Source organism: Pelagicoccus sp. SDUM812002 (assembly GCF_031127835.1).
In the GTDB taxonomy this organism is placed as follows: Bacteria; Verrucomicrobiota; Verrucomicrobiia; order Opitutales; family Opitutaceae; genus Pelagicoccus.
Genome location: NZ_JARXHX010000086.1, coordinates 1 through 1356 on the forward strand (window position 1 = coordinate 1; position 1356 = coordinate 1356).

Sequence of the window (1356 nt, forward strand, 5' to 3'; positions counted from 1 at the left end):
TGAGACTCCTCAAGTGTCGTCGCCCGCTCCTCGGTAGTGCCTTCTTGTGGCTAAAAACAGCACAACCTGATCCGACCATCCGAATTGATGGCCACTAAAAGGCGCTACCGAGCGCAGCGACATGACCACAAGAGCCCAAGATCTAACCGATGAAGGACACTCGCTATAACGAGTGCAAAGAAGGCGAAGTTATAGCGAGCCCCACAGTGCAGGATATTTTTGCGCCTCTTCGCGGCTAAAAGAACAGCACAACCTGATCCGACCATCCGAATTGATGGCCACTAAAAGGCACGAAAAATCTAACCGATGAAGGACACTCGCTATAACGAGTGCAAAGAAGGCGAAGTTATAGCGAGCCCCACAGTGTAGGATCCTTTTTGCGCCTCTTCGTGGCTAAAAGAACAGCACAACCTGATCCGGCCATCCGAATTGATGGCCACCAAAAGGCACGAAAAATCTAACCGATGAAAGACCTTCGCTATAACGAGTGCAAAGAAGGCGAAGTTATAGCGAGCCCCACAGTGCAGGATCTTTTTGCGCCTTCTTGTGGCTAAAAAGCAGCACAACCTGATCCAACCGTCTGAGATTGATGGCCACTAAAAGGCGCTAAAAATCTAACCGATGAAGGACCTTCGCTATAACGAAGGCGGGACAGCGGGTGTATTCAGCTTTAATCGTCCAACAAATATCTCTTTATTTGGAGTTTCGGGGCACCGAAGTTGATCAAAAGCCCAACACTTTTTCCAGAGGAGCGTAGATAACCTAACAACTGGGCCACATGCTCATTCGTGGTTGCCTTGCACGCTTTGAGTTCGACGATGATCTTCTGCGCCACAAAGAGATCGGCATAAAAGTCGCCAAGCAAAAAGCCGTCTTCGTCGAAGACTGGCAGTGGGTGCTGTTGAGTGACAGGGATACCCAGCAGGTCCAGGCGATGCTTTAGTCCGTTTTCGTAGACCTTTTCCAGGTGACCGTGGCGAAGGTGTTTATGCAAAGCGAATGACGCCTCGCGAATCGTGTCTGTTAGTTTGTTGATTTCTAGAGCTTGCATTCCAGAAGCGATTCCAAAGCAGGAAAGCCTTTCAAGCAAGAGCTTGAATTCGATAACCTGATCCGACCATCTGAGATTGATGGCCACTAAAAGGCGCGAAGAACTAACCGATGAAGGACCTTCGCTATAACGAAGGCGGGTTTATCTTAAGCGAAGTTATAACAGACCTCCCGGTGCAGGATCTTTTTGCGCCTCTTCGCGGCTAAAAGAACAGCACAACCTGATCAGACCGTCCGGAGATAATTGCCACCAAAAGGCGCGAAAAATCAGGCCGATGAAGGACCTTCGCTATAACGAAGGCAAAG

1 protein-coding gene is annotated in these 1356 nt (G+C 49.3%); it reads right to left on the reverse strand.

The features are described 5' to 3' along the window. Positions 1–670: 670 nt before the first annotated feature. The gene (locus tag QEH53_RS23760) at positions 671–1051 is read right to left on the reverse strand and encodes a GxxExxY protein (RefSeq protein WP_309025727.1); all 381 of its coding nucleotides are present in this window, start codon (positions 1049–1051) and stop codon (positions 671–673) included. Positions 1052–1356 lie beyond the last annotated feature (305 nt).